A 25626-nucleotide genomic window follows, 5' to 3' on the forward strand; every position below is an offset into this window, starting at 1 on the left:
AAGTTTCTACTCTTTCCGGCATTGGTTCTACAGCATGCCGGTAGATTCTGTGGAGCTCTTATTGGCAACAAATCCTCTTACTCAGATCCTTGTTCCAAGGCTGCTTGCTTTCTCAGTTGTTTTTTTCTGGCCTTTTCCTGGCGGTCTTCCCACATGCATTGCAGCCATTCGTTCACGGGCAGTTTCCATGCCTGTTGCTTGTTTGGAATATTCTTTATCAGGCTTTTTGGATTGAGCCCCATTTCCTTTGCGATACGGATATCCTCCGTGCTCAGCTTGCACCGGCTCTTTGCTTCTTTCCATTGTTGCTCTGGATAGGCCATTGCACCTTCCCTCCTCAAGGATTCTAGCCATTGATGATAGCAAAAGAGAACAACTGAGAGCAAGACAGAAAAAATTGCGAGTACCATGATGCGGAAATAGGGTTCCTGAGAAGGGTTAAGGAAGTAAAAACCTACATCAGAATTGACTTCTAGATATATTTAATTACACCATTAAACCTGCGCATAGATGGTATCAATATCTCGGGGAACAAAGTAGGCCTTTATACAATTGGGATTTCTTACACATATTTGAATATGATTCTGTTCTCTGAATCCTGCAGTGGGATAGATTTCCTTACCTTCAAAAATACACCACGAACACTATCATAAAGATTTTTCTTATTTTGTTGCTCTTCCTGTAATGTAATCAACATTTGAATAACGGCACAATCCAAATCACGTATTAAACCATTGCCCTTATTTGCTGGCAGAGTTTGCCCGTTGCTAGATTCAGAAAGAAAAGCATAGGCATGACTAAGTAATTTTATATTTTCAGAACTGAGAAAATCTAGACATTGCCCAGGACATATTACAGCGCCCAGCACAGACGGTTTGTCAATTTTCTGTTTTCCGTTTTCCGTTTTCCGTTTTCCGTTTTGAGGATGCTTCTGCATTGTTTCGGCCCATTGCAAGGCCCTCAATGGATTATTCTCCCAGAAATACATCCCAAGACCTAACCAATCGTATGAATTTGTACTTCGATGAAGCTTTTTCTGGTTGTTGACTATTTCATCACGCAATTTTTCATCGCAACCATGAAAACCAAAAATCAAGTCATTTTGCTTTTGATACATTACTCAACGTATGATTATAATTCTTGGATATTCTCCCGGTAGGGGTAAAGATTCCTGTTTTCTTCAGGAGTTCCTCAGTCAAGGGTTTGTTCTGTAATACCTTGCCACAGAAGTTCTTGAACTGTGAAACATATTCATCCTGTTTTTGCATAACATTTTACCTTTTTATCAACAACCACTTACAATAGGATATCATGAGTATATAACGATGATTAGAGCTAGGTTAAGGAAGGGTTTTCAATACTATTCAGGATTACTGATCAATTTGCTCTGTAATGACCTTTTCGGGTCTCCTATGCCATTATTGATACAAAAAAATAGGGGGCTGCAGGTTAAGAACCCTTGCATAACCACTGCAATACTCATAAGAAGGGAAACCTGACCTTGATGGATGTAGCCACAATCAATATGTATATACAGGGCAGCAATCTGCAATGATCGCAGATTACTGCACCGTCTTTTAAAATCTCTAATAACAGGTAATCAAAAAAATGGAGTCCCCGATTTTCCCATTAAGTCCCTTTGATTCGATAGTAGCAAGAACAGATTTCTCATCCTCCGGTTGCAAACAGAGCAAAGCAATCAAACTGTTCGCTCCATTATTCTTGAGATAGTGTGATCCTTCAAAAAGTTTAGCCTTCTTGATCTCGATTTCTGGTTCGATTTTTGCAAAAAGACTTCTTCCAAACACATTCCAAAAAACCATATTGAAAAACTGGTTAATCTCAGATTGTTTCTGTATAGGCTCCCCACCTTTTTCAAGACAATCCTTATAGCCATCGCGCTCAATCAAGCCTTTGAGACTCTTGAGAAACGATATCCCCGACGATCGTGCATACCCAGTTTTTCCACACAACCCTTCAATAGCTTGCAACCCACTAGTAAGCTTTCCTGCATTTTGCAGATATAGCTCATCAGCCTTTTGAAATTCAGACATACCCTGCTGCAGTATTTCAGTACCGTTATTCTCCTGCATTCTGATATAGTAATCATAGAGAATAGGTTTACTCGAGTAGGCAAGGGAGGAGAACTCATTCATTCGAATTTTTTCCAAGGTCCGTTCTGTTGGTTTTTTCTTTGCCGTCCTTTTTTCCAGAAAACGTTTCACTGCCTCTTCGAGCATACTATTTACATATACTCGCAACGCATCGTTATCAATTGTTGCCAATATCTTGGAATAGTTGTTTACAAAATCCCTACGGTTGATAGCCATCCTGGTTTCCCTAACCATATCCAAAGGGGTAAGAATCACTCTTTCTGGTTTGCCTTTGTACATGATGAATGGAAGGGTATAGGTTTTCGAGATAAATTCACCTGTTTCGCAGTTTAAATCAGCTTTAACTACCGTGAATTCCTTCAACTTCGCAGGATCGATAGAGTTCTTTGCGAATGACTCTGTATATGAATACAAATAATCTTGGATGATATTTACGCACAAATCGCTAATACGATCTTGTCCGCTTTTATCATCCATAAGAAAGAGTTTCTCAATGTGCGAACTGTCTGAGACACCATTGTTCTCCAAGGCTTTCTTCAGGTTATTCAAAAGTTGCCTACCGAAGGTATCTTTAACTCCCTTTCCTTTGTTCCCTTCCCTTGAAAAACCAAGCCAATTGTACGGGATTTCCTGGAAATTGAAAATTCTCTTCACATTTTCGTAAACAGAACCCATTTCTGCAAGTATGACCAGATACTCAAACCTTTGTATGATCTTATCATGCAATGCTTCATATTCAGGCTTATGGCTTGAATACAACAGCATTGGATCAATGAATAGAGGCAAATCGCTTGTCAGCGGGATGTCCACGGCTCCATACTCCCTAAGAATTTTCTCAGGAATACCAAAATGATTTGAAAAATTTTCCAAGCCCTTCTCCTCTGGAAAAGTCAAAATGACGACAACAGAGCAAGGCACAGGGTGCAGTAGCACCCTGTGAGACCTTATCAACCTTTAGGGGGGAAAGGATCGTTACCGTAGGAATTACGATATGCGATTTTTCCGTCCTTGTTGTGGACAAGCATCTCCGCTCCTTGATTCTTGCTGATTTCCCGTGCAATTTTCACCGCGTCAGCTTTGGTCGCAGTTACATGCGAAGCCTTTGCTGAGTTGGATCCTTTGACACCCCAACCACCATCTTGTCTAGGAACGACATGTTGTTGTTTCGCCATTAGGCTCTCCTCGCCCACCAGAAGGAAAAACGGAACTTTTCATTGACAAGCCTTCCAGAAACAGGCTAGCCTCTTTGTAGGTTGATTCCCTAGCCCTTCTGTGGGGCTACTTAATTATTCTGCGTTGGTCTGATCCACCAACGCTTTTTTATAGCCATACGGCTACAAATAAAAGGTACTAACGAAAACGCTAGAAGGCAAGTTTATTGTAAATTAATTTATTTATTTTCAATATATTTGCATCTTTTTGTTATTTTTAAGTAGAATAGCAATAAAACACTACTCAATTCTTGCCATCTTTGCTTATATCCTGTACGCTACAGATAGTCACAGCACTAATAGGGACATTCATACGTAACACAATGTGGCGACATGCCAAAGGAAAAAACATGATCTTGGAATTCTCAGTAGAAAACTTCCTCTCCATAAAAAACAAGCAGACACTGAGCTTTGAATCCGCATCCAAAGACAATATCCCTGACAGGCATTATGTTGAGATGGAAGATGGGAAAAAAATACTTCGCCTTGCTTGCATCTACGGCGCAAACGCTTCAGGAAAAACCAACCTGCTATTAGCCTATGGCTTCTTTCTCGATTACATACTCAATGGTTTCAATGATTTGAGTCCGACTGACCCAATCGACATCGTACCGTTCGCCTTCACCCAGGAAAAAAATGAAGTCAGTATCTTTGAACTTCAGTTTTACCATGAAAATCACCGATACATATATCGGCTATCAGTAAACAAGACACAGGTCCTCCAAGAATCCTTGCAATGGTACCAGACAACCCAGAAGAAATTAATCTATTCCAGAGATGAAACAGGAGATGTTAAATGGGGTACTGGAATCAAAGGTGCCAAGAAACAGATTGCCAGCATGACGACCAAGAATGTTACGTTCTTGAATGTTGCAGCCAAATTGGGCCATCCTGTTATTTCTCCTATCTATCAGGATATGGTCTCGACGTTGTTGCCTGTAGTTTCACCAGAAACAGGCGGTCTTTTGAATAATAGCTTGAGACTGATTGAAGAAAATGCGACATATAAAAAGGATTATATCAAACTCCTCTCTGCAGCATACTTCAACAACATCAAGGACATCCGAGTCGAGACGAAAGACATTCCCCAGGAATTTCTGAAAGGACTTAATCCAGAGACCGTCGAGCATTTGAAAACCAGTGGGTATGACTTTAAGGAGCGACAAGGCATTGTTGTCCATGAATTTGACAAGAAAGAATACCTGCTCCCTCTCTCTCAGGAATCTTCGGGTACACGGCGTTTCCTTGAACTTGCATATCCCTTGCTTATTTCAATTCTGAATTCTGGGGTTTTGCTCATAGATGAGATTGAATGCTCCTTACACAAGGACCTACTGGAGTTTTTCCTGGATACTTTTCTGGACAACGGCAAGGAATCCCAGCTCATATTCACCACCCATATCACGGATCTGATGGATTCTGAGCTTCTTAGGGATGACGAGGTCTGGTTCGCAAAAAAACAAGCTGATGGATCTTCACTCTATGACTCTATTTCAGACTATGAGGGAGTACGAAAGGGAGCATCCCGTAAAAAGCTATATGAGGCTGACCGATTCGGGGCAAAGCCGATTATTTCACACGTACTCTTTGAGAAGGAGGATCTGATTGGGACGCAGAAGTAAAAAAATCGAACTTGTCCGAACCATGCTCATAATCACAGAAGGAAGCACAGAGAAATTGTATTTCGATTCTCTGCGCGAGTGCCTGCGCATACCTGGCCTCACTATCGTTCCCCGGGAAGCGAAGCATAGCTCGCTTAACGATATCCTTAAGAATGCCCTGGCATCCTATGATGAGGATGCATACGAATCGGTCTGGGTCGTATTTGACCGGGACACACAATCGCATTACTCTGAAAAAACGAGAACCCTGATTGCAAAGGCAAAGCGAAAAGGAATATTGTTTGCCGATTCGATGCCTTGTTTTGAAATCTGGATCCTTGCACATTTTTGTCTGCCGCAGGCTTATTACCATACTCAAGAGCAGGTAGAAGACCAACTGAAGAGACATATTCCCGGCTATGCAAAGGAAATCGATTGGCATAAGAGGCATAGTCTTTACAGGGAATTGCTTCCATCGCTAAAGAATGCTATCACTCATGGTAAAGCACTGACCGCAAAAGCAGAAAACGATATACAAAAGACAAACACTCTGGTTTGGAAGATTATTGAGAACATACAGCAAAAAAGAAGCTGTTCTGGATAATGCAACCAAACAATAGGGAAGTACTTTCATCGCTGCAATGAGAACCCCGTGGGCAATCCGGCTACAATCGTCGATCCTTCTGCTCCAATAGAGAGAGGGCCCCTGACTGGAAATCCTTCCCGGTACCTAAATCTACAATATGGTAGATTATGTAGAGCTATTTCTAGGGTTGTCAATAAGTTTGTGTAAATGATTTTCTACAGTTTTACTCTTCCTTCAAACATTATAGAAAACTGATTCAGTGCGACACCCCACAGTTTCCTATTCACCGGACCTTTAGCAAGAAAAGGTTTTAACCAGCCGACACGGGAAGCGTAAGCATCTTCCCGCATCGTTTTGGTTCTTCAGAAATGACGTATCGTAATAGCATTCATCCTAACTAAACCAGACCAAGGATCGTCTCAAAGATAAATGCCCTGAATTCATAGGGACTATCAATCTTTACCTTCGATAGAGAAACAAGGGCCTGTTGCCGGTTTCCAAGGCCAAGTAAAGCATACGCCTTCAAGATATTTCCCTCAATCCTATTGGTTTTCTCAATATCATACCCGAACGGCATGGGTGTCACGGCACCTACTCCGAAATAAGGATATCGGTCGGCATTGTCAATCAGATTTTGTCCCTGTTCCAACATCTCCTGTAAAACTTTCCTGGCTTCAGGAAATCGTCCCAACTTCTGCAACGAAAGAGCCCTGAAAAGAGATATCTCCGAGACCGCTGACTTGGGAATGCTCGCTTGCTCGTAAGCCTTTTCCACTTCTTGGGAAGGAACTTTCATCAAAGCAAGCATATTACCCAAGAAATAATATATGTGCCCTTCTTGGGCAAACCAGCTCTTCGCTTCGCCATACTCCTTGGGAATAACCAAGGCTTTTGCATAGGCCTGTTGGGCTTTGTCAAATTCCCCCTTCTCTTCCAACGACAAGGCATAGAGGACATACAGCCAACTATGATGCTTGGTAAGCTTTCCTTCCCCTCCCTCATATATATGGAATGTACGCGAAGTAATGAGCTTTATTGCTTCAAAATATCGTTTTTGGGCAGTAAGCAACATGATTCTATCCAGATAACAGTCGTCCCGTTGGTCTACCAGCTGAGGATATTGTTCGTAAATTGACAGCCTGACCGTATCTTCAATGCAGCTCTGTTTCAACAATTGCTGGTATTCAAATAAAATCCTAGGGTTTTTGGAAAGGTGGAAGGCTTTTTCCATACAAAGCCTGGCCCCTTTGGCATCACCACACTTATCATAGTACCCTATTGAAAGATTCCTCAAAGCCTGCACATGGGAAGGATTACTCTCTATAGTCGCTTCCCAGCAGGTCATAGCCTCGGTATACCGTTCCTTGTCATACAGCAAACAACCAAGGAGATAGTTTGCCTTTGCAGAGTCCGGGGCTTCTGTTACAACCCATTGCAACACAGCATAGTCTTCCAAACGCGATGGAAAACAAATACCCTCGGTGAGCTGTTGGAAAAACACTGAATAGGGACGAGAAAGACACCATGAAATATACGCCTTATAATAGGGAACCAGAGGGTATGTTTCGTCCAGACAGTCCAGTACAAGTAAGGCATCTTCGAAGAAACCGGCATGCAAATATTCGCAGACTACCTCAAAAGCTCCCTGTATATTGGAGCCAAATACTTGCTGAATCTCCTTTACCAGCATTTGATCCTTACAAAGGAGATATTTCTCAAACCGTGAGAACAGATCCAACAAATCTGAGGTTATATTGGAATCGCCTAGCTTCCTACTCTCCTCAGTCCTTCCCAGATGTCTCAACAGTACAGCTTTCAGATTCCTTGCCTTTTGATTGTTCGCAAAACAAGCCTCTACATTCTCCAAGGCCTCATCAAACAAACCCTGGCGGCAAGAAAGACAGGCCAATTCATAATAGGCAGCCCCTTTATATTCGAAATTCCAGATTACCTTGGAAAACAAAACCTTTGCTTCCCCATCTTTTTGCAGCCGCACCAAAGCCAGAGCCTTCAGATACAAAGCCTCAACGGAAACAGGGTGACCATTCAATGAAAGCAATTTGTCGATTGCCTTTGTACAATAGGAAAGGCACGCCTCATACAAACCCTGTTTCAAACATAGCCGCCCCATAGAAGTATTGCACCTGATATCCTCAGGACTCCGTTTCAATGCTTCCAGATAGTAATCGCTTGGGTCATAGCTATGTTGCTTATACTGTTCCAAATGGATACCTGTCAGATAAAGCTCTTCGATCGAGGTAATTTCAGCAGGTCTTTTTACAGGATTCCTTGGTTTTATTGGCTCCTTTTGCCCGCGGACAGGCACGGTGAAAGCAACAATGGTACGCTTCTGTACGTCTCTAGCCACTATTGATAGATCTTCATAGGACAATTGCTCCTTCCATTGCAAAGAAAACGTCCAAGGCGTCTCAGGGTCCAAATCCACTGTGGTTTTCAATATGAGTTCACTCCTATGAAAAACCTCTACAGAAGAACCGGGGAAACAGGACGTAGCATGTATCCCTAAAAATAAAGCCCCATCACGAATCTCCATGTTGACTGCTGCATCCCTCGTAGCGTTCTTGACCGCCCCTATGGCACGTATAGGATACCAATACTGCTCGAACTCCTTGGTTTCCCCAGGTAGAATCCAACTGAAATCAGGTTGGTTATCGGTATAACATCCAGTCATCAATTCTACATAGGGTCCATCGGTATCGGTAAGATTCGAGCACCACATCCTTCCAAAATCTCCATCTCCCCAATGGAACAATTTCTTTCCTGGTGCAATTCTGTGGTCGGCCCACGCAACGATGCCTTTTTGCGTATTTTCATCATAACCGCAGACAAAATCCATCTCCGACTGCCCTTCGCTTACCATATAGGAAGAAGGAACCTTGATGGATTCATACCGTGACAGATCCGTTCCCGTTCCATAATCAAAAGGACGTGCAGTCTCATACACTCCCTTGGCTATAGGCCATCCAATCACTGCCCTACGGTCGTGATCATTGACATATTCCACATCTGGGGGAAACACAATCCGATACTGTTTCTTGCCTGGAACTGCAAGGTTTGCCCACCACATAAATGGTTGGATGAATTCCGTACTATTGAAAATCTTTGCTTTGACCTTGCAATAGGAATGCCCGGGGCATACAGTAATCCCTGCCATGCCCTTCATATGCAACATAGGGTCAATCTCGCCTGTCCAAATGGTAGCCGATCCATCTTCATTCCATTCCAAGGTGGCAGGTAAAGGTGAAAAGGTAGTTGGTCGATGATGTTGTGGCCAATTGAACTCTATCCCACCAGAAACCCACGGGCCAGAAAGACCGATTAAGGCAGGTTTTACCACAGAGTTATGGTAGATAAAATCCGTGTTTCCCAATTTATCAAAACCCCTGGAAATCTTGCCTCCTATTTCGGGCAAGACCTCAATCCGAATGTATCGGTTTTCCAAGACTCCTACCTGATACTGCTTGTCAACCTTCTCTCCTGTTAACGTATCGGTAAAGGCAAGGGGATAGAGTTTTCCACTAGCCCCTTGATATGGCTTCTTCTCAAAGAAAAAAGGAAGGTCCATAGGTTCCCCGGTCTTATAGGTGGGAATGGTTTGCTCTATGAACGAGGCTTGTACTGTTTGTTCCATGATGGGTAATGCTCCTTTCCCTTCCTACTATAGGGGACCTCCGTTCTCCCCTCAATACAAGCAAATTGCGAAAAACCAAGAGCTTTTTTGTACCTGACAATTCAAGTCACATGCTATACTCTGCTCAGAATGAAGTTGTATGCCATCATTGAACCCCTATACCAGAAATCACCCTGGTGCATCCAATACTTGCAAGGTCTCCATTATGAAGCTGGACGAAATGCTATACAGCTCGTGTACTGCGCAAAACCAGAGGACATCGCAAGCCCAGAACAGGGGATGAGAACCTGCTGCATATTCATCGGGTCCACCCAAGCTTGGCTTTCCGATATTGCCCTCCGCCTAAAGGAACGAAGGATACAGGGAATCTCGACAATTCAGGAAGGATTGTTCCTTGCAGCAGGAACCAGCGAGATAAGCATCAACTACTCCCAGGCTATGACGGCCCTGCAGTCCTATTTCCAGACCTATGGAAAAAATAAAACAGCTCTTTTTGGGGTAAACACCCATTCCTCAACAGACTCTATCAAAGCTGCGGCATTTTCACGGACATTTCCCGATGGCCATATCTTTTCCCATACAGGGGAAATCAAGGAAAGCTGTATCAACTTCCTCACTGCCCATGAACAATTCGATTCCGTCATTTGCTGCAGTGACCTGGTTGCCCTCGCTTTACTCCGTTTCTTACAACAACAAAAGAGTATCGTCCCCCAGGAGCTCTGGCTGGTTGCCTTCGGACACTCCCCCTTGGCCGACTATTGCACACCTTCAATAACCTGTGTGCGCTGCGACTACGAATTGCTCGGGAGACAAATGGTAAAGCTTGCCCAGTTGCTTATCAAAAATCATTCTCTTTCCACCCTCTCGGGCACCGTGCAAGCCAGCATTGAGAGCAAAGGGACAACCGATAACACTCCTGTTTCCCAAAGAAGAAATGATACAAAACCTTTCAGGCGTTTTGAATCGGGGCAAAAATTTTATGACGATCCCCTATTCCAGGAACTCTCTGCCTTAGATAGGTTGTTTTCCAATATCCTTCCGGTTGATTTCCAGATCCTGCAAGGAATCTATAACAAAAAGCGATACATCGACCTTGCCGAGGAATTGCACATGAGTGAAAACAGTATCAAATACCGAACAAAACGGATGATGGGTCTCGTTGCCAGAACAACAAGAGAGGAACTAATAAAATTGGTTTCCCTCTATGTGAACCTAGAAGGAAAAGAAACCTAGAATACAATCAATGGGGATAATTAAAGATTTTTCATGGTGCACCCCGATAAAAAAACCCCTTAGACTACTACAAAAGAGAACAGGGGATCAACAACATGAAAGAAGTACAAGTAACGACTAAGACCATAACAATCCCGACGTATATTCCTGCAGCGTATGAAACACTGCCAATGTTTGCAGAAAATCGTGTTCACCAGCGGTCAAGTGGAAACCCCTACCCAAACCCTATTGTAAATGAAATTCATCAGGACACACTTGTCGATAAGCAATACCAGATAATCTCAATGGAAAACGACTACCTCTATTTGGAAATCCTCCCTGAACTCGGAGGCCGCATATATACGGCAAGAGACAAGACTAACGGCTATGATTTCTTCTACCACCAGCATGTCATAAAACCGGCTTTGATAGGAATGCTTGGCCTCTGGGTCTCAGGTGGTCTGGAATTCAACTGGCCCATCCACCATCGCCCCTCTACCTATCTTCCCGTGGACACTTCGATTGAACGACAAGAGGACGGATCAGTGACCGTCTGGCTCTCAGAACACGAGCCCTTGGACCGTATGAAAGGAATGGTAGGAATCCAAGTCTCTCCGGAAAAAGCACTATTCGAAACAAAAGTCAGACTTTACAACAGAACAGACCTTCCCCATTCCTTTCTCTGGTGGGAAAATGCAGCTGTCCCGGTACATAAAGACTATAGGATTTTCTTTCCCCCCGATGTTTCATATGTGCACTATCACTACAAAAAAGCCACCGGGGGATTCCCCGTCATGGACGAATACTTCAACACTCAGGATAACAGAGGAGGCGTCGATATCCGATTTCACAAGAACACGGAACAAGCAACCTCCTATTTCTGTGGCCCTACCTCCTTCGATTTCTTCGGTGGCTTTGACGAGCGAAAAAAGACAGGGGTAATCCACTATGCTTCCCATCATACCTCTGTCGGGAAAAAAATGTTTACCTGGGGCTATAACCGATTGTCCAAAGCCTGGGAAAAAGCTTTGACCGATACCGACGGGGCTTATGCAGAACTCATGGCAGGTTCGTACACGGACAACCAACCCGATTTTTCCTGGATCGAACCTTTCGAAGTCAAAGAGTTTTCACAAAGTTGGTATCCTTACAAAGAAATCGGAGAAATACAGAATGCCAATGGAAAACTGGCCCTGGCTGTGGAAAAAAACACAGTCGGAATCTATCCAGTTGAAAATCTTGGCAAAGTAGTCTGTACTATTTTCAGGGAAAAGGAAGTCCTCTATTCAGGAATAATGACCCTAAAAGCAACTGAGCCACAACAGTTCACTGTTGAAAATCTTACAGGCTATACAGAGCTAACGATTGTTTCCTCCTCGAAAGAAATCTTGCTCAACCATAAGCCAATTTGCAAAAAAGACCTTGCTGAAGTTCCTGCACCCCGTCAGGATTATCTACAACCCGACCAATTGAGCTCAGCAGAGACCTGCTTTTCTACAGGGCTCCACGTTGCCCAATACAGGGACCCTATTAGGGAACCTGAGGTATTCTGGAAACAAGGTTTAACATTCGATCCTACTCACAGTGGTTGTCTTACAGGCCTGGGTTGGTATTATCTTTCCCACCTGCGGTTCAAAGAAGCCCAAGGATACCTAGAACAAGCTTATAGTAGCCAATGCTCGCTCAATCCGAATCCCCCTTCATCGCAATGCCTTTATCTGCTAGCACTTTCTTTGAAGTACCAGGGGAAAGCAGACCAAGCCTATGAACTGCTCAACAAAGGATTGTGGAATCGAAGCGGCATTGCTACCTGTGGCATTATTATCGCCCAAATCGATGCTTGCAGGGGAAACTATAAAACAGCCCTCGAGCATTTGGATTATTGTGAGAAATGGGGAGGATACAATCAGAAAGCAAAAGGCTTACGGGTAGCTCTATTACGAAAATCCGGGGAAAATGAAAAAGCCTTGGCCTGTGCAAAGGCCCTCCTTGCAGAAGATCCTTTGGACTTCTTCACCCTCAACGAGCTTTCCCTGCTTACAGGTAAGGGAAAAACTGAAAAGAAACCTTTTGAAAGTGTGCACATTGACCAGATAGCACTTGATGTTGCCTCAGACTATGCAGATATAGGCTTGTTTGCTGAGGCAGTAGTCCTGCTCGAAACTCTAGACAGCTCCTACCCCATGGCAACCTATCTGCGTGGTTATTTCTCTTCCAATCCTGGCTTGTTTGCTGAAGCTGCAAAAAAACCGGAGAATTTCTGTTTTCCCAGCAGACGATGGGAATTGCTTGCCCTAACTGAGGCTACCAAACAATTCCCAAAAGAAGAAAAAAACTGGCTCTATCTCGGAAACCTGCTGTATGGCATTTGCAGGGAGAGCAATCAAGCTGAATATTGCTGGGAACATGCAAAAACGGGAGTCCAAGCACTGCGTAACCTAGCCATTACACGGTTCAAGAAGAAATCAGATGACCCCACGGTTCCCCAGCTGCTATTGCAGGCAAGGAAAAAAGATCCTGAACATCTGCAACTCCTCTATGAATATCTACGGGTTTTGGAATTACAAGGAAGTGAATGCCAATTTCGCCTGGAAACGTGGAAATCAATGGGCAATCTTGTGACCCTCAGGGATGATATATATTTGCAAGGAATCCGTGCAGCAAACCAAGCAAAGCAATGGGGTGAAGCACTTGAACTTCTCAAAGCTCATGATTTCATCCCCTGCGAAGGGGGCGAGCACGCTATCGCAAATGAATACCTGCTAGCTAATCTGGGCTTGGGATTTGAGGATCTCTACAAGAAAGATTGGGACCAGGCAGCTATACATTTCATAGCAAATACAATGCTTCCCTCAAACCTCGGGGGAGGGGTGTGGCACTCTGTCATGCTGGTTCCCTATCGGTTTTTGGTAGGAATATGCTACAAGCAAAGGGGAAGGGAAAGCCAGGCAATGCAGGCCTTTGAAGAGATAGCTCAATTTCCCGTGAACTATTTTACCTCGATGTACTTGCCTACCTTCAGATTGTTAAGAGCGCTGGCCCTTGGAGAGCTCGGGCAAAAAGACGAAGCAACCACTATTCTTGAAAACCTGGAAAAAGAGTACCGACAATGTCTCGCAGCCAAGGACTTTGGATATTTTGCTGCAACCCCATTTTTCGAAGTGTTCAACGAGACCCCTGAAAAAGCAAGATATATTCACTTCGCCTATCTGCTTGCCCTCTGTCTTCTTGGACAGAGAAAGACCGAGGAGGCAACAAAGGTGTTGGATACATTGCTTATAAAAGATCCCAATCATTGCAAAGCCTACTTGGTTAAGGAACTGATTCCGTTGTTGTAAGGTTGTGTTATAATCGTAAAGAAATGGGAAGGGAAAATCGATGAGGCCGAATAGAAAAAACCTGAGAACTTGGTGGGAAAACCAATCTATGTCCACCATCATGGTCGTTTCCTTTTGTTTTCTCTTTTCGATTGTCTTAGCAATATCTACCCTTATGATTTCCCTTTCCGTAAGAAAATCCCTTATCCAATCGGTATTTGAAAGCAATACCAAAATAATGAATGAATCCGTGGGGAAAATTGATACCCTCAACGACATAATCACCTCTGTCTCCTTCTATGTGGCAGGAGATTCCAGGCTCAAGCAAATGCTCAAACAATTCCCTGAAGACCAACTCAGCCAGATTCCCCTGCAAAACGAGGTACGTTATTACCTTACCCAATTATGGATGAACAGGCCCGAAATCGTTGGGATTAGTATTTATCTGGAAGGAATTTCCGAGGTCAACCATAGTACTGTCGGGGTAAGTTCACTGTCCTTTGCCCAAAAATATGACTGGCTTGAAACACTGGGAAACAACCGGGGGATCATCATCAACCTGCCCAATCCCGTAACACGGGGGAATGTAGTTTTCAATTCCCTTTCGCTCGTCAAGATACTGGACGACAATTTGCTTCCGCTGGGATATCTCTCGTTTGAAATCTCTGCAAAGAAAGTATTTTCCCAATGCCTTGAGCCAGCCCTTGCCTCCAAGAATTCTATATTATTTGCAATCAACGATGACCAGGTTATTGTCAATCATGCAAACTTGGATTTAATCGGGGAATCGGTAGCTTCTCTGTATCCTCATTACAACCCAAACGGGCAACCGGCCTTAAAACCCATCCGCTTCAAGGGCAAGCAATACATACAGATTATCAGCAAACCAAGTAAGCTGCGCTGGAGCATTGTGCAGTTGATTCCCCTGGACGATGTGTTTCAGTTCAAGCCCCTGCTCTATTCATTCGTGTTGCTCACCTTAGCGGCAATTGCCCTGTCTGCGGGAATGATCTTTCTACTCTCGGAGAGACTCACAAAACCCCTAACTATGCTTTCCCAGGCAATGGGATCGACCAAACCTCTGCAAGCGACACTTTCTAAAAAATTTTTGGAACGCCAAAACGAAATAGGAAACCTCTACAGAAGCTATGGAGAGATGACCGTTCGAATCAATGAACTCTTCACCCAGCTGCAAAATTCTATGGAAAATCAGAAGAAACTGGAAATAAGTGCATTGAGAGCTCAGATAAACCCTCATTTCATGTATAATTGCCTCGATTATATTAACTGGATGGCTCAGGATGAGCATGTACCTGAGATATCCAGGATGCTAACCAATCTCAGCAGGTTTATGAGAATCAGTCTTACGGAAAGCAACCTTACTTGTCCACTTTCCTCCGAAGTGGAGCATGTTAAAACCTATCTGGAAATATTCATTGTCCGCTATAAAGGAGCCTTCACCTACGAGATTGCAGTAGCCCCTGAGTTATGTGAAGTATCGGTACCGCAATTCATCCTGCAACCCTTGGTTGAGAATTCCATGATTCATGGGTTTGGAAAACACTTCGGTCGGGCCCACATCAAAATATCCATACAAAAACAGGAAGGCTGGATAGTTTTCGATATTATTGACAATGGAATCGGGATGGACCAGAAGAAATTGGAGGAAGTACTTTCCGGCTCTCATGAGGGTTCATCAGAGCATGGCATGAAGAATATCAATGACCGTATCCGGTATGCCATCTCTCCCTCACTTTTTAGCGGTATCCAGTTGGTCCCATCCCAGAGAGGGACCCATATTCATTTTGCACTACAACGTACGGGGAAAAGCCATGGGTAAGGTCATAAAGCTACTTATTGTAGATGATGAAGAATACGTCGTCAGTGCCCTTAAACGTCATCTGTCCTGGGATAAACTGGGAATTGAAGTAGTTGGGGAAGCCTATGGTGGGAAAGAGGGCATCGAGAAAGCTTTGCAATTGAAACCAGATTGTGTCCTTACCGATATCAGTATGCCCTCCATGGATGGAATCTCTATGATCGAACAGTTGTACCTACTTGGCTTTCATCCCTATTTTCTTATTTATACCGGATACAATGATTTTGAATATGCAAAACGGGCCATAAAATTCGGAGTCTGCGATTATATCCTCAAACCTGCACTCCCTGAAGAAATAGAGGCTTCATTGGCTCTCATTGTTGCCCGTATCCAGGATGAAACCAACCGCAGCCAGGAACATGCTCAATTGAGAAAGGATTTTGAGGATAGCAAACAACAATTGTTCTTGCCATTTCTGTCTGATCTTCTGGAAGGAAGACTGCTTACCTATGAGGAGTTCGCCCAGAAAGACCAGTTTTTTCATTCTGCATTGCAGGGTAAGGACTATGTGGTCGTAGGAATTCATCTTGATAACGCCTATGAGGTCTTTATCAACGAAAAGATCGAGGACCAGTTGTATACGCTCTACCATATCTCATCCTTTGCAAGCTCCCTATTGCCGGGAAAAACATGGTCTACGGGATTTATGAGTAACACAGCTTATTTTTTATGTGCGGTCCAGACCGATACCATCGATACAGACAAGCTGATAGGAATCTCCACCAGAATCCTGAACTTCTGCAACCAAGTTGGGAATTTGAATCTTTCAGTCCGGATAAGCATCAGCGAGACAGTCCATGTATTTGACTCTATTGCCACAGCGTATCGGCAAGCCAAGGAATATATACGGGAAAGCTCAGGCAATCAGGTCATCTCATGCAGGGAAAACCCACAGGAGTTTTCCTATTCCCCCCTTTCCTGGGCCTTTGACAAGGAAGCCTTCATAGATGCCATTCTTTTGGGAAACGAACCTTTGGCCTTAAATCTGCTGGATCAGTTCTTCAAAAAGATATCCCAATTGCCACCGCCCCAGGACATATACCTTACCCCTTTGCTTTGCGAACTGGTAGGATCAACTACGGTCACGTTGCTGCAACATGGGATAGAATCCGATCCGGGAGCCTATATAACACTCTTGCAGAAAAACAGTACAATCCACGAAGCACAGACAAAAGTGACAGACTATTTTAAAAAGTTGATCGAAACTATCCAGAGCCGCGAACTGGCAAAGAATTATCAGGTAGTCCAAAAAATGATGGCTTTTACCCGCAAGAATTACCGCAGTGGCATCACGCTCAATGAAATCGCCGAATATCTCCAATTCACCCCCAACTATCTATCTACGCTGTTTTCGAAATCCACAGGGATCAGTTATTCCCATTACCTCACAAAATTCAGGATGCAGAAGGCAAAGGAATTCCTTGAGAGCGGGAGATATAAAGTATATGAGGTAGGGGATCTCGTAGGGTACCATAACCCTGAGTACTTCACAAAGGTGTTTAAGGAATTTGTCGGAGTACCTCCTTCTTCCTACGTAAAATAGGGAAAAAGGGTCAATAGAGGAAATTCACATGGGGGTTTTGTAGAAATTTGCTGGTACCGTGGTAAAAATCCCTCTGCTATCCTTAGTATACCGAACTAAAGGCATAGCCCGAAGTAGGATAAAAAGGAGAAACTATGAAAAAGGTCAGGTTTACAGTAGTACTGATTCTGTTGCTTGCAAGTGCAGGGATTGCCTTTGCAGCAGGAACTGCCGAAACAACTGCAGCTCCTCAGCAAAAGGTAAAGATCACGGTTTGGGGGCCCCTGGAGAATTATAGTGAAGCTGAAAAGCTGTCTTGGAACTTCTGTGTTGAAGAATTTAAAAAGAGGAACCCGGATATTGAGATTGAGAGTATCTTCTCTCCTGCAGGAACCGATTATCGCCAACAGTATGATAAGGCCTTGATGGCAGGTGAAGCTCCTACCGTTACCAATTTGCTTCCGTATGTCGACGTTCAGACCCGTGCCGCCAATGGCATGATTGCGGATATTTCCGACTTTGTCGACAATTGGGATCTGAAAAAACAAGGCATTGTAAACCCTGCCATGGACGAAGCCCTGCAATATAATGGCAAATGGTATGGGGTAATGGACTATGTATATCTTGCAGGAACCGTATATAACAAGACGGCTCTCAAAGCAGGCGGCGGGGATGTCTCAAAGCTTCCCAAGACATGGGATGAATTCACTTCCCTGGGCCAGAAAATCACCGACCTCAAAACACCTCGCTTTGGATATCTGTTATTGGGCATGGAATGGAATGCCTGGCCCTTTACCCCTTGGGTATGGTCTGCAGGAGGGGAGATGGTCATTCCCAACGGAAACGGGACCTATAAAGTCGGTTTCTCCGAGGAACCCGGAGTCGATGCCGCCATGCTCTGGCATGACATGATCTGGAAATATCACATGACTCAGAAAGACGTATTGAAGTCCTGGAATGATTTGCGTGACGACATGCATTCCGGTCGTGGCGTATTCGCTTTCGGCCGTATGGACCATTATGCTTCCGATGCCGAAAAGAAATACGGGATACCCCAGAGCACCTTTGGTATCATCCCTATTCCAGCCAAGGATGCAAGCCAGAAACAGGTATCCATTGCCGGTGGTAATGCATGGATCTTCAGTCCTACTGCTACCCCTGCAGAGTTGGATGCAGCCTGGAAGTTTGTACAGCTCTTTGACTATGACAAAGATTTCCAGATAAAAAAATGGGAATATGAGAACTCCATCGGAGGAATAAACAACAGGATTCCTCCCCGCGTCGATATCATCGACACCAAGTTCTCCATGGCAACAAGCTGGCCAGAAGGCTGGGCAGAAGAGTTTAGCGTTATCTCCGCAACTGCCCGTATGGAACCTTGGTGCCCTAACTGGAACAATTTGAAGAACATATTGGCACCTGTACTGCAAAAGATTCTTCTTACTGAGAATATCTCCCGTAACGAAGTCAGGGACCTTCTTACCCAGGCTGCTAACGAAGCCTATAAAATGTATCCCGATACATTCCGCAAGTAACGTTAGGCTTGGCTATATGTCGAGGGGAGAGTATCTCCCCTTGGCGTAGTATCCCCGATTCATTCTACCTGGGAGAAGTTTCATGAAAAAAAAATACCGATGGAACCCTGGATGGTTGTTCATCATCCCCGCTTTGATTGCTTTTATCTTGTTCAAGTATTACCCGATTCTATCCGGTATTGCAATTAGCTTCTTCAAGTATAAGATTATGAGTCCTCCCGGTACTTTCATCGGATTGGACAATTATATACGGGCATTTAAAGATCCATACGTTCTCAACGCTTTGAAAAACAATCTGGAATTCTGGTTTATCATGCTGCTGATAAATTTCTGGGTGCCTCTCGTTCTTGCCATCATGGTAAATGAAGTCAAGAAATACAAAGGCTTGATCAGAACCCTTTACTATATTCCCGCCATTATTCCTTCGGTAGTGGTGACTGTGCTCTGGAAGTATATCTGGCAACCCGACTACGGCTTAGCTAATTTCTTCATGGATAAGGTACATCTTCCCCACCAACTATGGTTGAATTCCATTCCCTTGGTTAAATGGTGTATGCGATTTCCTTATCTGTTTATCTTCGCAGGATTGACAGCCGGGATGGATTTCATCATCTATCTGGCGAGTCTTAATAATGTTTCCAAGGAGATGTATGAATCGGCACAACTAGATGGGGCCGGTTTCTGGTCAAAATTATGTCATCTTACACTTCCGACGATACGACCAACCATTTCCATGCTGCTTATCACCGATACCATTGCCATTTTCAACTTGTTCGATGAGCCGAAAATAATGACCGGTGGAGGTCCTGCGAAATCTACGGAGACCCTTGTTCTGTATGCTTTTGACAAGGCGTACACAAGCGGGGAGTATAGTTATGCGATTACCATCACTACAATTGCCTTTCTCATCGTATTCCTGCTTACGGTGGTCCAAATGAAAATCCAAGATAAGGCAAATAAGTAAAGAGGGAGATAGAGTATGCCAATCATTCAAGATTCGGAACGAAGCAGAGGACAAGGAAAGCGGATATATATCGGGATTATTGTCATCCTATTGGTATGTATTCCCTTCCAGGTTCTTCCTCACCTGTGGATGTTCTTTGGGATGTTCAAGGATAAACTGGAAGTGATGACTTTCCCCCCTTCTCTTTTTCCCCGACAGTTTTTTTGGGGAAATATCTCCGAGACATTTGTGACTTTTGATCTATGGAACAATATAAAGAATACCGTCATAATCTGCGGGGGAACAATCCTCGTACAGGTTAGTATCAGTTCCTTATGTGCGTTTGGGCTCTCCAAACTGAAAATAAAACATTCGAACGGTTTGTTGCTATTTTTCATCGGGACGATGATGATCAGCAACCAGGCCACGATCATCCCGACTTTTCTGATGATGAACGACTGGGGGCTCATCAATAGCTTCTGGTCGGTAATCTTGACATTCTCAGCCTGGGGTTGGATGGTTTTCTTGTTCAAGAATTTCTTCGACACTCTCCCTGAGGCATTGATGGATGCAGCAAAGATTGATGGAGCCAACAACTTAACTATTTTTATCCGGATTGTATTTCCTTTGTCGCTCCCAGTGTTCTCCATTGCAGTGCTCAATACTTTCAACGTGGTCTACAGCCAGTTCATGGTTCCCTTGATGCTACTCCCTGCCAAGGATAAGTGGCCGCTGATGTTGCAAATCTATACGGCAACGGTGTCGGCTGTTCCTTGGAACCAGGTAATGGTCTTGCTTACCACTGCGTCCCTGCCGCTTATCATTATCTATATTTTCTGCCAGAAATATGTTGTTGAAGGGGTTGTTATGACAGGAATCAAAGGTTAACTATGAATCTGCATTATATTTCTACCCTCAAGAGGTGGGGAAATACAATATTCTACGAGCCAGGGGTCTGGATTTCCATGAGCCTGGCTTTTCTCCTTTGTTCATTGCCCCTGCTGACCATAGGATGTGCTTGGACGTTTTGCCTTTCCCTTGCAGAGGAACAGGCCCAAGGGAATCGTTTCAAAATATTTCCCAGGCTGAAAGCCTTTCTAGCTTCCCCTGCCTGTATCCGCTCTTTTTTTATGGGTTTGGCTGACGTCTTGCTTGTCTTTGCTATCGTCGGTTCTGCCAAAACCCTGGTTTCTCTCAATACTACGCTTTTTTTCAGATTCCTCAATGCTGTTCTGCTCTGGATGGATATGGTTCTCATGCTATCAGGGATGTATCGTTATCCCCTCTTGGTCAGCATCCCGCAAAGCTCGTTTCTCAGTCTTTACTCGGATGGGCTCTTGCAATTCTTTACCAATATTAAAACAAACATCCTTATTCTTATGGTCTGTGTAAGCCTTATTGCTCTCTCCTTATTGATCGGAATAGCTCTCTTTGTATTCCTGCCAGGGGCATTGGCGCTATTGGTACAATACAACCAGCATTACAGAACCTATTGTAACAAGGAAAATTCAAGTAAGAGTTCCTCGTAGATACTCTGCTGCCTTTGGCAAAATGCACAACCAACGAAAAATAACGCAACAGGCCAGACGCTCTGTTCTCAAGTCTCAGAATTCATTTAGGCTTCAATGATAAAGCACACAAGCCGTCTATTCAGAAATGCATCATGACAGACCTGCGTTTACTGGCGTAATCAAGAAGGTTGGAATACAATTTTCCATTCCCTTTTTAAGACTGATGATAATCTCACTACGCAGAGGTTTCACCAGGGAATTGGCGTCTTAGTTCGCTTGTGAATGCAACAGATACTTTGGCATACCCCAGGGAAAAGGATTCTTTAGGAACAAGAGCGAAAACTCTTCTCCCAATTATTGCTCTCGATGCATATCTGAATAAATCTGGACTTTCAAAAAGGTTAATTCAATCAGAGCAATGAAGCAAATTGACAATTCAAGCTTTTTTAAAAAATAGTAATCAATTCTTCTGATACCGCTGTTGCCCTGAGGCCCCTTTGTGTATCACAGCGATATGACAATCATGGCTACTGACGTAACGGAGAAACAGGGAACCGATGAGAAGCCTGTCGCCTCTGCTGATCCTGTTCCAAAGGTAGCCTTTGAACAGATCCTTGAGTAAAAAGCTTTCCCCTTCCTGCAGGTTCTTTGCTTCGCTGAGGGCTGTCTTCAATAATGAGTCTACATCATCCATGTTAAAATTCCTTTAGCTTCATAATAGTAATATTGTTCACAATATCAAGTTTTCAAGGAAAAAGGTAGAGAACCAACTACCCTCTTACGCTCCCATCCCAGACGGGGAGACTGAAAGAGAAGAAGTAAAGAAAGAAAGAATAGAATATGTAGAGATACAGACATTAGATGATGACCAACTGATATCTGTTTCAGTCAACTCTTCCCTATCCTGCGTACTGTCTCATGGCTGACATGTAGAAAGGCAGCGATATCTTTCAGTGCATGGCCATCTGCTATGGCAAGAAGGATGAAATCTTTCCTCAGTTCACGGGAAAGAGGTGTCCTTGCTCCCGAGAGCAACATCTTCTGCTGTCCTGCAAGATTCCGTTCAAAGAGAAACCGGTCAAGAAGGCAGGTGAGGCGTTCCTCTGTCTCGCCCTTACGATCGAGAATCGCATTGAACCCGACCTGTGCCGACCATGTTTCATGCTCGGTGCACTCCCTGTATTGCCTGAGTGCAAGGTTCTCATCAGGGGAGAAATAGGCAAACAAGGCAACCCTGTCGATAATACCCGATTCCTTGTCGAGCACCGAGGCATGTCCGCTCCAACGGTATTGCACGGGGGTCAAACAGAGAGCTGCCTTTACGGGGTTCCTGACAATGTAGCGGACCGTGCTGAAAAACTTTTCTTTTTCTGAGATACGATAGCTTTTGTACCTGCCGCCATAGATGGTCCCGATACGATTGTAACGCTGGTTGTAGTAGAGGCTGTAGTTCCTGTTCAAGAACCAGATCATATCTGCCAATGGCTGGTCTCCCAGCCTGACAAGCAGGTGGTAGTGGTTGTCCATGAGGGCATATTGCAGCAAGGTGACATCATAGGTGGCAACCGCAGTCGAAAGGAGTGAAAGGAATTCTTTCTTGTCACGGGTATTCTCATAGATGTAGTTGCGGTTGTTGCCCCGTTGGATAACGTGGTGGATGGTATTAGGAACATCGTCCCTTTTTCGCCTGGGCATGGGTCAAAGACTTCCAGCCAAGTGCCACTTGCCATCGGAGCGGAAGACGACCTTTTCTGCAAGTTCCAGGTCGGCAAGGCATTCCATGACAGAAAGGTTCGTATCGTTTACCAAAACAGCAATTTCAGAGGTGGTGAGGGCTTGCTGGCGAAGGGCCTCGACAATGGCCCCTTCACCAGGACAAACCGAAGGTTCAGAGGCCAAGGGTCTCTGTGTGCGATCACGATCGGAGAGCCGGTCGTTGACATAGGCCACAGCCCCTACGGATAAAAGATAATTGGTCCCGCAACTCTTGGGTTCGAAAAGGCTGTTGGGGACTGCAAGCACTCGCTTGCCTTTTGCCAGGGCAGTTCTGGCTGTGTTCATGCTTCCGCTTTCGATGCGTGCCTCTATGACAAGCAGGTGCTGCACCAGGAGGAAAGGACAGCATTTCTCCCGATGAAGCGGAAAGGCAGGGCTTCTTTGCCAAAGGCATAGGGGGTTATCATGGCGCCGGCGTCAGCTATTTGTTCCATAAGCGCTGTATGGGATGCCGGTTGGGCTTTGTGCAGGCCACAGGGAAGGAAAGCGTAGGTTACGCCCTGGTGTTCCAGTGTGGTCTTATGGGCAAGGGCATCGATGCCGAAGGAGAGGCCGGAGGCAATGATGTTCCCTTTTTCAACCAAGTCTGCTACTGCGGCCTTGGTAACCATCTCACCGTAGGGTGTGCAGGAACGCGACCCGATGACACCGAAGACGGGAGCGGAGGGAGCTGACAAGGTTCCCCGGTAGTAGAGGACCAGAGGTGCTTGCAAATCGGCAGTGCAGATTGGGCTATAGTGTTGATCAGAGGCAGGCAGGACCTGGATGGCATGCTTCTCGTTGTCCGTGAGTATCGTCTCGGCTGTTTTCAGGTTGCGCCCTGCCCAGACGGTGACAAACGCCAGTTCCTTTGGGCTCTCGGCGACAGAAGAAGCGGAGAGGGAAGAAGGAAAACCTTTGTCCAGCACTTCCCTAACGCCATCCAAGGTTGCCTGGAAGATTTCTTTCGGGTTGCCATACGCGGCCAAGAGCTTTCGTTTCGCTTTCAGCGAGAGTCCCGCAAGTTCGTTCAGCCACACCCAATAGACGATAGTATCAGACATGGCGGCTCTCCCTCTCAAGGTCACGGGAGAAGAGGGCTTTGAGCAGATGCTGGCGCCTGATCTGGTCGCTGCCGGCGATATCGGCAAAGGTCCTGGCGAGCTTGAGGGTCTTGTACCGGGCCCGGACCGAGAGGTTGTCACGTTCATAGGTCCTTTGCAAAAGGATTGCACTGTCATCGTCCAGGGCGCAGTACCGGCGAAGGTGGGAACTGTTCATCTCTGAGTTGGTTGCGATCGACTCCCCTCCTTTCTTGAACCGGTGAAGCTGGCGTTCTCGTGCGATCATTACGGTGTTCCGCAGCGTTTCGGAGCTGATCGAGCCACTCATGAGGTGGCCGTCACTGAAATCGACCCTCCCCACATACTTTTGCATGTCGATTCGGTCGAGGATCGGTCCGGAAATTCGTTGCCGATAGGCGCGGATTGCATAGGGGGTGCACTCACAGCGGTTGGTGCCAGCATAGCCGCAAGGACAGGGGTTCATGGCTGCGACGAGCATGAAGTCGGAGGGGTACCTGTTGGTCTGGTTGACACGGCTTATGGTCACGCGGCGGTCCTCGAGTGGCAACCGCAGGGACTCGAGGGTTTTCCTGCCGAACTCGGGCAGTTCATCCGGGAACAGGACGCCACGGTGGGCAAGGGTCACTTCCCCGGGTTTGGCATTGACTCCTCCGCCGATGAGGGCCTGTGCCGACATGTTGTAGTGGGGGGAACGGAAGGGCCTGTTATGCTTGAGTTCATGGCCGTCGAGTTCGCCTGCGATGCTGTAAATCGAGGAAACCTCCAGGATTTCCTGCTCACTCATGGGAGGAAGGATGGTAGGCAGCAACCGGCTCATCATCGATTTACCACAACCGGGCACACCTACCAGCAGAAGGTTGTGGTTCCCTGCGACGGCCGCTGCAAGGTAGGGAAGGATTTCCTCATGCCCGATAACATCGGAGTAATCGCCTTCCTTGCCTCTTTTCTCGCTTTGCCCTGGATCTTGTTTCGGCCGGTGGGGGCTAAGGTGGAGCCTTGTTTCGAGGTAGGAGATGACCTGGGTGACGGTATCGCAGGCAATGACATCAAGGTCGGTGACCAGGGAGGCTTCATCGGAGCAATCGATGGGGACGACCAGTTTCTTCCAGCTAAGCTTGCGGGCCTGGATTGCCATGGGCAATACCCCGTCGAATCCGACGAGGTTTCCGGTGGTGCTGATGCCGCCGACAAAGGCGGTCTCCCCCCACGCCTCGATGCTCGGCCTTACCTGCCCCGATTCCACGAGCAGGCCAATGAGCATGGGAAGATCGAGGTAGGCCCCCCGTTTGCGTATGTCGCTGGGACTGAGGTTGGCCACGACCTTCTTGGTGGGATAGGCATACCCGAGTTCCTCGGTGCAGGCTTCCATGCGGTCCTTTGCCTCCTTGATGGCGCTGTCCCCAAGACCGACGATGGTGGTCGTCGCCAATCCGGCGATGATGGCGACCTCCACACCCAAAGGATATCCCCCGATGCCGCTGATGCCCAGGCTCCTGATCACTGTTGCCATTGCTTTGAGTTCCTCCTGCAATACCTATGAACAGAAAGTATGCAATCTGCTTCAAACGGCTCTGGGTTCAGGTCACCAGCGACGATGAAATATGCAGGAGGTTCTTCTCCAAACATTCTCTTTAAAATATCAATATCAATATTGATATAATCTACTCAAAAAAAACCAGACCTAAGAAAGGCTGTGGATTCTG

Annotated in this window: 19 protein-coding genes and 1 pseudogene; 10 read left to right on the forward strand and 10 right to left on the reverse strand. The window is 45.4% G+C overall.

Annotated elements, in window-relative coordinates:
- Positions 1-77: 77 nt before the first annotated feature.
- From SPIGRAPES_RS07995 to SPIGRAPES_RS08010, 5 genes are all read right to left on the reverse strand, one after another.
- Positions 78-323 carry a hypothetical protein gene (locus SPIGRAPES_RS07995; protein WP_014270264.1) on the reverse strand — a complete coding sequence of 82 codons (246 nt, stop codon included), beginning with the start codon at positions 321-323 and terminating at the stop codon, positions 78-80.
- A 239-nt stretch (positions 324-562) separates the two neighbouring features.
- The gene (locus tag SPIGRAPES_RS08000) at positions 563-1117 is read right to left on the reverse strand and encodes a hypothetical protein (RefSeq protein WP_014270265.1); all 555 of its coding nucleotides are present in this window, start codon (positions 1115-1117) and stop codon (positions 563-565) included.
- Entirely contained in the window at positions 1098-1268 is a 171-nt protein-coding gene (locus SPIGRAPES_RS17140; protein ID WP_014270266.1) for a hypothetical protein, read from the reverse strand. Before SPIGRAPES_RS17140 ends, SPIGRAPES_RS08000 begins: the two co-directional genes overlap by 20 nt.
- Positions 1269-1586: 318 nt before the next feature.
- Positions 1587-2984 carry a hypothetical protein gene (locus SPIGRAPES_RS08005; protein WP_014270267.1) on the reverse strand — a complete coding sequence of 466 codons (1398 nt, stop codon included), beginning with the start codon at positions 2982-2984 and terminating at the stop codon, positions 1587-1589.
- A gap of 77 nt (positions 2985-3061) precedes the next feature.
- The gene (locus SPIGRAPES_RS08010; protein WP_014270268.1) at positions 3062-3286 is read right to left on the reverse strand and encodes a DUF2188 domain-containing protein; all 225 of its coding nucleotides are present in this window, start codon (positions 3284-3286) and stop codon (positions 3062-3064) included.
- Between the two features lie 389 nt (positions 3287-3675).
- On the opposite strand from SPIGRAPES_RS08010, the gene SPIGRAPES_RS08015 reads away from it, so the two are divergent.
- Positions 3676-4947, forward strand: coding sequence for an AAA family ATPase (locus SPIGRAPES_RS08015; protein ID WP_014270269.1), 1272 nt, complete (start codon positions 3676-3678; stop codon positions 4945-4947).
- Positions 4931-5530 (forward strand): RloB family protein, encoded by a 600-nt coding sequence (locus SPIGRAPES_RS16560; RefSeq protein ID WP_014270270.1) that lies wholly within the window; start codon positions 4931-4933, stop codon positions 5528-5530. Before SPIGRAPES_RS08015 ends, SPIGRAPES_RS16560 begins: the two co-directional genes overlap by 17 nt.
- Positions 5531-5909: 379 nt before the next feature.
- Here the strand turns inward: SPIGRAPES_RS16560 and SPIGRAPES_RS08025 are convergent, their stop codons facing one another.
- Positions 5910-9164, reverse strand: a complete 3255-nt coding sequence (locus SPIGRAPES_RS08025; RefSeq protein WP_014270271.1) for a DUF5107 domain-containing protein — start codon at positions 9162-9164, stop codon at positions 5910-5912.
- Positions 9165-9293: 129 nt separating this feature from the next.
- Between SPIGRAPES_RS08025 and SPIGRAPES_RS08030 the strand changes: the two genes are divergently transcribed.
- The 8 genes from SPIGRAPES_RS08030 (at position 9294) to SPIGRAPES_RS08065 (ending at position 21101) form a co-directional block, all read left to right on the forward strand.
- A complete protein-coding gene (locus SPIGRAPES_RS08030; protein WP_155816684.1) occupies positions 9294-10397 on the forward strand; it encodes a substrate-binding domain-containing protein in 1104 nt (367 codons plus the stop codon).
- Positions 10398-10492: 95 nt separating this feature from the next.
- Positions 10493-13714: a DUF5107 domain-containing protein gene (locus SPIGRAPES_RS08035; RefSeq protein ID WP_014270273.1), complete on the forward strand. Its 3222-nt coding sequence runs from the start codon at positions 10493-10495 to the stop codon at positions 13712-13714.
- An 88-nt stretch (positions 13715-13802) separates the two neighbouring features.
- Positions 13803-15533, forward strand: coding sequence for a sensor histidine kinase (locus SPIGRAPES_RS08040; protein WP_014270274.1), 1731 nt, complete (start codon positions 13803-13805; stop codon positions 15531-15533).
- Positions 15526-17115: a response regulator transcription factor gene (locus SPIGRAPES_RS08045; protein WP_014270275.1), complete on the forward strand. Its 1590-nt coding sequence runs from the start codon at positions 15526-15528 to the stop codon at positions 17113-17115. The genes SPIGRAPES_RS08040 and SPIGRAPES_RS08045 overlap by 8 nt, the downstream gene beginning before the upstream one ends.
- Positions 17116-17249: 134 nt before the next feature.
- Positions 17250-18629 (forward strand): ABC transporter substrate-binding protein, encoded by a 1380-nt coding sequence (locus SPIGRAPES_RS08050; RefSeq protein ID WP_014270276.1) that lies wholly within the window; start codon positions 17250-17252, stop codon positions 18627-18629.
- An 82-nt stretch (positions 18630-18711) separates the two neighbouring features.
- Complete coding sequence (locus tag SPIGRAPES_RS08055; RefSeq protein WP_014270277.1) at positions 18712-19593, forward strand: carbohydrate ABC transporter permease; 882 nt, start codon at positions 18712-18714, stop codon at positions 19591-19593.
- A gap of 15 nt (positions 19594-19608) precedes the next feature.
- A complete protein-coding gene (locus SPIGRAPES_RS08060) occupies positions 19609-20460 on the forward strand; it encodes a carbohydrate ABC transporter permease (protein ID WP_014270278.1) in 852 nt (283 codons plus the stop codon).
- Positions 20461-20462: 2 nt separating this feature from the next.
- Positions 20463-21101 (forward strand): hypothetical protein, encoded by a 639-nt coding sequence (locus SPIGRAPES_RS08065; protein WP_014270279.1) that lies wholly within the window; start codon positions 20463-20465, stop codon positions 21099-21101.
- Between the two features lie 442 nt (positions 21102-21543).
- Here SPIGRAPES_RS08065 and SPIGRAPES_RS08070 read toward each other — a convergent pair whose 3' ends face one another.
- From SPIGRAPES_RS08070 to SPIGRAPES_RS08090, 4 genes and pseudogenes are all read right to left on the reverse strand, one after another.
- Positions 21544-21777: a single-stranded DNA-binding protein gene (locus tag SPIGRAPES_RS08070; RefSeq protein WP_014270280.1), complete on the reverse strand. Its 234-nt coding sequence runs from the start codon at positions 21775-21777 to the stop codon at positions 21544-21546.
- 194 nt (positions 21778-21971) lie between these two features.
- A complete protein-coding gene (locus tag SPIGRAPES_RS08075) occupies positions 21972-22778 on the reverse strand; it encodes a transposase (RefSeq protein ID WP_014270281.1) in 807 nt (268 codons plus the stop codon).
- Between the two features lie 3 nt (positions 22779-22781).
- A pseudogene (locus SPIGRAPES_RS08085) lies at positions 22782-23902 on the reverse strand (DNA-processing protein DprA).
- Positions 23895-25433 carry a YifB family Mg chelatase-like AAA ATPase gene (locus SPIGRAPES_RS08090; protein WP_014270283.1) on the reverse strand — a complete coding sequence of 513 codons (1539 nt, stop codon included), beginning with the start codon at positions 25431-25433 and terminating at the stop codon, positions 23895-23897. Before SPIGRAPES_RS08090 ends, SPIGRAPES_RS08085 begins: the two are co-directional and overlap by 8 nt.
- Positions 25434-25626: the final 193 nt, after the last annotated feature.

This window comes from Sphaerochaeta pleomorpha str. Grapes (genome assembly GCF_000236685.1).
GTDB classification, from domain to species: Bacteria; Spirochaetota; Spirochaetia; order Sphaerochaetales; family Sphaerochaetaceae; genus Sphaerochaeta; species Sphaerochaeta pleomorpha.